General features: G+C 64.6%; 3 protein-coding genes and 1 CRISPR repeat array. All 3 genes read right to left on the reverse strand.

What is annotated here, in order from left to right:
- Nucleotides 1-65: 65 nt before the first annotated feature.
- Entirely contained in the window at nucleotides 66-2,822 is a 2,757-nt protein-coding gene (locus ON37_RS18645) for a CRISPR-associated helicase/endonuclease Cas3 (protein WP_051031764.1), read from the reverse strand.
- Between the two features lie 432 nt (nucleotides 2,823-3,254).
- A CRISPR array of direct repeats spans nucleotides 3,255-4,262; the repeat unit is 29 nt; unit sequence GGGCTCATCCCCGCATGCGCGGGGAGCAC.
- Between the two features lie 304 nt (nucleotides 4,263-4,566).
- Nucleotides 4,567-5,274 carry a creatininase family protein gene (locus ON37_RS18650; protein WP_040720971.1) on the reverse strand — a complete coding sequence of 236 codons (708 nt, stop codon included), beginning with the start codon at nucleotides 5,272-5,274 and terminating at the stop codon, nucleotides 4,567-4,569.
- Nucleotides 5,265-5,918 (reverse strand): NsdA family TPR-like regulatory protein (locus ON37_RS18655; protein WP_505786327.1); only part of this gene is annotated, 654 nt, incomplete at its 5' end. The genes ON37_RS18650 and ON37_RS18655, both read right to left, overlap by 10 nt.

Here is a 5,918-nt window from a genome sequence, read left to right on the forward strand (position 1 = left end):
AAGATCTAAGTCAATCGCTTGAATCCATGGCTCTTCCAAGAGATCGAATCGCGGAGCAGTATTGGTCATTTCGTCCCGTCCATCCGTTCGATGATCAACCCGAGTAGGGCGTCATAACGAAGGTGGTGGCCGGCCAACGTCGCGCGCTGCTGTTCATCGAGCTCGAGCACCAGTTCACCGGCTAGCCAGTGCACCTGTTGCCACCCCGGATACCAGGTGTCTTCGAGGGCGTCGATCACCGCGCCGATTCGCCCGTATCGAGTCAGTGCGGCGGGCAAGCGAATGGTGCAAGCCGCCAACGCTTTAGCGAGCTTTCGATCCGGAGGGCCCTCGATCGGGACGGGCCGACCACCCACACCTGGTACCACATCCAGCATCACGACGTCGTTGCCCCTGCGCTGAACAACGATCGCCTCGATCGTGTCTTCGCCGTCACGCACCTGGGCCTGCCCGCCGACCGAAGCGTCACCCTCGGGAACATCGGCCGTCAACCAGTCGTGCAACGTCACTCGAGCGCTGACGGGGCTGCGCAACAAATATGTTTCTGCTCTGTCCCTTTGGCGGTGCAGCCATTGCTGCCACTTCTCTTCCGCCTCGGTGATCGCGGCTTCCCACCCGGGGGGAGTAATCGGCGACTCCCTGTAAGCCTCACGAACCAGTCTCGGAATATCTTCGGGCACATGCATGACCGCGCCGTTCCCCGCGAGTACCGCCGCAGCGCGCAGTAGTCGAGCCGAGCCGTAGACCGCAACCGACCCAGCGCCGGGCACCGGAGGAATCACCGACCATTGAGCTCCTCGCAGCAGGCACCGTGGCATCGACACCCGCTCCGGACGTCCCTCCCGTGCGTGCCTGTGCAGCCGGCCGATCCGCTGCAGAAGCAAGTCGATCGGGGCAAGGTCGCTCACGAGCAGATCCAGGTCGATATCCAGCGACTGCTCCATCACCTGAGTGCCGACTACCACGTAGCGCGTCGGACGCGGCACAGTCGCTGCGGCGGACGGGGGACCCAGTCGCGCACGTAGCCCCGATTCCAGCACGGCGCGATGCGACGAAACGAAACGTGAATGAACCAAAAGCAATTCGTCATCCCGGAAGTCGCCGGAGCTTCGCAGCGCCTCATAGGCCTGCTGCGCGCGGGCAACCGTATTACATACGATGCCCGCGACACCCCCAGCGTCGAGGGCAGTGCGCATCGTCGCTACAAGCTCGTCGAGCCCGTCATCGATCTTTTCTATCCGGACCCCCATCGGCGACCGCCCCGACGCGCTGATACGGGTCGGTTCCCGAACCGGAGGCCAAACCGTGACTGCTGGGTACTGTTGCGACGGCCCTGAGTCCTCGATTTGCGCGCCGCCGCCGCGCCCATGCCGATACGCCTCAACCAGTGTTTGCCGTTGCGCCGGCGGCAGTGTCGCAGATAGCAGGATCACTGGAACCTGGTAGGCGCCGAGCCATTCCAGACACCGCGCCAGGTATGTCGACATGTACGCGTCGGCCGCGTGCACCTCATCGATGACAACCACCTTGTTGGCGAGCGCCAAATGCCGAAGCATCACGTGGCGCGTCTTCAAGGCTGCACGCAACACCTGATCGATCGTTCCCACAACGACATTCGCCAGTGGCCCCTTCTTTCCGACGTACCAGGCATGTGCAGTGACCCCGCTGTCGCCGCAATCGCAACCGATGGACGCGAACCCGCGGCGACGCAGCTCCGAAAATCCCGGATTCAACGCCGCTTTGCCGTGTGCAAGGAACATGCTCCCCGCCGCATCCGGCAACCGGTCAACCCATTTCCGTACTCGACCGAACATCGCATCCGAGGTGGCCATCGTCGGCAACGCCACGAATACTCCGCCGAACCCGAAGCGGCACGCCAGCACCTCAGCGGCCAGCAATGCAGCTTCGGTCTTCCCCTCCCCCATCGCAGCCTCCACGACCATCACCCCCGGCTCCGGCATCTCGCAGGCCGAACGCACGCAGGCCGACTGCAGCGGACGCAAGCTTGCACCCTCAGGCATGTCGAACCGCGCTCGAAAAAGCTCGGCTCCGTCAGCGGCCAGCGGAAGGTCGAGCGCGGGCGCCCATGGCGCCGGCAGGTTCAGCACTGCCCACGCCTGCCGAGCCTCCGCCGACGACACTCGTGCGCTATCGAGCGGAAACAAGTCCTGTTTGCTCGCAATCCAATCCGAGATGATCACAGCGGCAGTCATCAAAACCTGCACCGTCACGGGAAGCGGACACGTCCGCCAACACTCCAGCCGCTCCGAGACACCCGCGGTCGCCGTGAAGTGTTCGAGTAGTTCCTGCCGCGCGTGCTGCCACGGCGACCCGCCCAGCAACGAAATCTCGTGCGGCGCGGTTGCCAACTCCCCTATCGTCGGTGTCATCCCATGATGGCTGCCCACGACCACCGAGTACGTGCGCGCCACCTTCTTGGCCCACCCGCGCTCACGCAGAAACCTCTGTAGCTCAATGTCACCCGCCAATCCGTGCGGGAGTGCGCGCCGATTGGCGGGCTCACGCTCGAGCGGTAGACCCTTGTCGTGCATCGTCTCTGCCAAAGGCCAGACCTGGCACGCAAAAGCCGGAGTCAACTTCCCGATGTCGTGCACACCGGCCAACCATCGAAACAACAGCCGGCCATCCTCGACGCCCGCCGGCAATCCGGCCGACATCGCTTCCTTCGTGTGCCCCGGCAACCACCGATCCCAGACCAGGTCAGCCACAGCCACCGAATCCGAAAGATGCCGAAACAGCGAAAGACTGCCGCCCTCCCGGTCGCTCTTCGCCCAGGCAGACAAGGCCGCATCCGAGAGCACCGAACCCCCCCTCACCGGTCCCCGCAGTCCAGCACTGCGGACGAACCGCAGCGTACAACCGACCGCCGACAGGGCACCGTCGATTTAAACCTAGACGGCCGAAAACCGCGTGCTTCGTCTGTAACAGTATGTAGCCCAACAGGTTTAATGCCTCGAAGTCTTTGTTATCCGCCAGACTTTGCCATTCTCAACTGAATAGGCTGAATAGGCCGTGCCAACGATCTGCCGCCGGGTGTAGCAGTCCCAACCAACGCTTGCGCGGGAGCACACTCCAGGTTGGTCTGGTCTAGCTTCCGCGCGGAGCACGCCACTGCGTGTGGTGTCCGCGTGGCAGGCAGCAGGCCAGCCGGCGCGTATGAGTCGGCGAGGACCTGGGGCCCATCCCCATGTGCAGGGAGCACAGCTTGGTCACCGACCGGCCGTCGATCCAGGCGGGCTCTCCCCGCATGCGCGGGGAGCACTGGTTCGTCCCGGAACATCCATCCGGTGGTGATGGGCTCATCCCCGCATGCGCGGGGAGCACCATTCACGCCGGATGCGTGCGCCGCGGCGCACGGGCTCATCCCCGCATGCGCGGGGAGCACCGAGTTCGCCCCGTTGCGTTGACAGAAGCTGAGGGCTCATCCCCGCATACGCGGGGAGCACTGCACCGTGAACAGGGTGGTGCCGGCGGCGTTGGGCTCATCCCCGCATGCGCGGGGAGCACTCGACCCCAACCCCACATATCGCCGATCTGGCGGGCTCATCCCCGCATGCGCGGGGAGCACAGCACGTCCTCCCAGACCTTCGCCCGTTGCTCGGGCTCATCCCCGCATGCGCGGGGAGTACCACCTGTTCGAGGTGCGGGCCGGCGGCCAGCGGGGCTCATCCCCGCATGCGCGGGGAGCACTCGAGTTTGGTCACGTCGGACTCGTTGCGGTTGGGCTCATCCCCGCATGCGCGGGGAGCACCCGACAGCCGGCGCGTCCGGAGTTCAATTTTGGGGCTCATCCCCGCATGCGCGGGGAGCACGCCGTTCTGTGCCGCGTGCGCGGTGGCGCGAAGGGCTCATCCCCGCATGCGCGGGGAGCACTGGCTGGACAGCACCAGGTCGATATCGGCGGTGTGGCTCATCCCCGCATGCGCGGGGAGCACCTGGACGGTGGCATTCCAGATTGCCTCGCACTGGGCTCATCCCCGCATGCGCGGGGAGCACGAACCGTCGGCGTCGAGCCCCCACTGGCCGCCGGGCTCATCCCCGCATGCGCGGGGAGCACATGGTGCGGCGGCCCCACGGGTAGCGGGGCGCGGGCTCATCCCCGCATGCGCGGGGAGCACCCGGCGTTGGCTGCCTAGTTTTATTCGCTCGCGGGCTCATCCCCGCATGCGCGGGGAGCACCAGCATCGCCGAGAACTCTTTGTCGCCCTCGTAGGGCTCATCCCCGCATGCGCGGGGAGCACACTTCATGACCAGCGATGTTATGTACGCAATGGTCGAATTTCATTCACTTTCGAGTTCCTTTCACCCCGGCGTGACGACGAGCATCTTCGACACTAGTGGGCCTTTCGTGCCAACCCTCGAGGTCGAGTCTCCTAGCCGACGAACCCGCGCGGCCTCACTTTCACTCGCCGGAAGGGCCGTGCCGAGCAGCTCCGGCACCGCGGGACGCCGCGCCCGCAGATTAGTTTCTGGTCTCGACTGCCTATGGTCAGGCTGTTGATGGCGTATAGCAAAGCGCCGCAGCTGATTCCAACCGCTGATGCGTTACTCGTTGAGGATCTTGAGATGATCAGCGAACGAGGTCACCAAACTATCCAGTGCCGCCTTGCCTTTTGTAGCGGTTGCCAGCGAGGGACGCCCGATGATGCCGCTCGACGTGTAGCGCGCTATCCCCGTGGTGAGCAGGTGTGGCCTGTCTATCGCATCGTGGTCGGCATCGCGCCATGTATCACCGACGAGGTCAGGTCGGGAGTGGAGCAGGATCGAGGTCTCCAGTTCGCCCCCGTGCATATCGTCATGGGCGTTGGTGCTCATCTCCGCCTGCCGCCGCGCGGCGTTCCACTCGTCCTTGCCGGGGAACAAGATGACACTCCGCTCGCCGACGTTCGCTTGCATCGCGATATTGGACAGGACGTAATTCCCGCCATGTCCGTTGACCAAGACGAGCTTGCCGATGCCGGAACGACGAAGTGAGGCCCGGATGTCCTCGATCACTGCGATGAGGGTCGTGGCAGTGATGCTGACGGTCCCGGCGAAGCCTTCGTGCTCGTGCGAACACGAGATCGTGATCGGCGGTAGCAGGAACAGGTTGTACTCGTCCGCGAGGCGCTGTGCGATGAGGCAGGCGATAGCGGTGTCGGTGATCAGTGGGAGGTGATCACCGTGCTGTTCGAAGCTTCCGACGGGCAAGACGGCCACGGTCGCATTGCGACCAGCCTCGTCGGTTGATGTCGCTGTGGTGATCAGGTCCACTTGTTTCTCCTCACCGCCATTGTCGGGCCTCGCAGAGCCCGCCGCAAACTGTGGTTGAGTTCCCTGGCGTAGCCGGGGTGACCGCGCTGTTCGAGTTTTTCTGCCACACAACGCAACTGGCGGGCCGTGCGACTCGAGCGAGTATCGGCGAGGATTGCCAGGGAGTGGCCGGCAACTTCCAGCGCCTCGTCAGGCTCGCCGAGGTCGGCATGGGCGGTAGCGAGTCGTGCCAATCCCACTCCGAGATCTCGCCGGCTCCCGGGTTGCCATGCCGCCAGCCCGTCTTGTAGAGCGTGCAGAGCCATGTCGGGGTGACCGAGCTCGACCCAGCAGTTGGCGGCCTCCATCGCGATGTAGCCGCTCGTACAGTAGCCGGCCATGTCGTTCTGGTTCTCGTCGGGAGAGGCCGCGAATTCCTGGGCTTGATCCAAGGCACGGGCGCAGGCGGTGAAGTTGCCGATTACCGCGTAGCCATGCGCCTGCTGACGTAGCGCGACCGCCCGAAGCTTGGGCGTCAGCTTGCTCGGATTCGTCAAAGCGGCATCGGCAAGAGCGATCGCCAGTTCCGGTCTGCCCGCTTCGCCGGCGATGTTGCTCTTCCGCATACGCAGGTATGACAGCAACTGGGTGTCCGCTCGCTCCTC

Source organism: Nocardia veterana NBRC 100344 (genome assembly GCF_000308855.1).
Classification (GTDB): Bacteria; Actinomycetota; Actinomycetes; order Mycobacteriales; family Mycobacteriaceae; genus Nocardia; species Nocardia veterana.